The sequence below is a fragment of the Acetobacterium fimetarium genome (assembly GCF_014284475.1).
Lineage (GTDB): Bacteria > Bacillota > Clostridia > Eubacteriales > Eubacteriaceae > Acetobacterium > Acetobacterium fimetarium.
The window spans coordinates 1-857 of record NZ_WJBC01000075.1 but is presented as its reverse complement, the minus strand read 5'-3'; the positions used below and the strand labels follow the sequence as shown (position 1 = coordinate 857).

The window sequence follows — 857 nt, the reverse complement described above, 5'->3', positions numbered from 1 at the left end:
AACTTCTGTTTTTTAGAAGCTGCAGCGTGTCTTGTTGTAAAGTCTCAGCTGATTTTTAGAGCTGGGAAAGTTGAGTTATGTATCATTATATTAAAGATTTTAAAAATAATCGATTCCCCAATATTAAAGGTTTAGACTTGGAGTTGTTTACACAACAAATTGAATTTTTGCAAGAAAATTTCAATATAATTACCATGGAAGAAGTTATTGAAGCGGCTTATAATAAAGAAAGTTTTTTATTGCCAGAGGATGCAGCACTGTTGACTTTTGATGATGGCTATATTGATCATTATACAAATGTTTTTCCGATTTTAAAAAACAGAGGGATTCAAGGTTCCTTCTTTGTTTCAGCGAAACCTTTGGTAGAACAAAAAGTCATGGATGTAAATAAAATACATTATCTTTTAGCTACTGCGGATATTCAAACTTTATTAGATGATATTTTTTCAATCTTAAATCGTTATAGAATAGAAGGATATTTAATTGAATCGAATGAAAATTTGTTCAAAAAATATGCCGTTAAAGATCGATTTGATACGAATGAAGTAATATTTATAAAAAGAATTTTGCAGGTTGGCTTAGAAGAAAAGCTGAGGAATATGATTGTACAGGAATTATTTAATAACTATTTGGATGTAAGTGAAGAAGTGCTTTCAAATGAATGGTATCTTAATTTAGAACAAATTAATTGCATGAAGCAGGCTGGTATGTATTTTGGCCTTCATGGATATGAACATTATTGGCTAGGTGAACTATCAGAAGATCAAATGAAAGAGGACATTGAAAAAGCACTTAATTATTTTGATGGAATTATTGATAAAAATAGTTGGGTTATGAATTACCCTTATGGTTCATAT

At 29.5% G+C, this 857-nt stretch carries 1 protein-coding gene; it reads left to right on the top strand.

Annotation, left to right across the window (positions count from 1 at the left end):
- Positions 1-77: 77 nt before the first annotated feature.
- A partial coding sequence (locus GH808_RS15135) for a polysaccharide deacetylase family protein (protein WP_186843606.1) occupies positions 78-857 on the top strand: 780 nt, incomplete at its 3' end.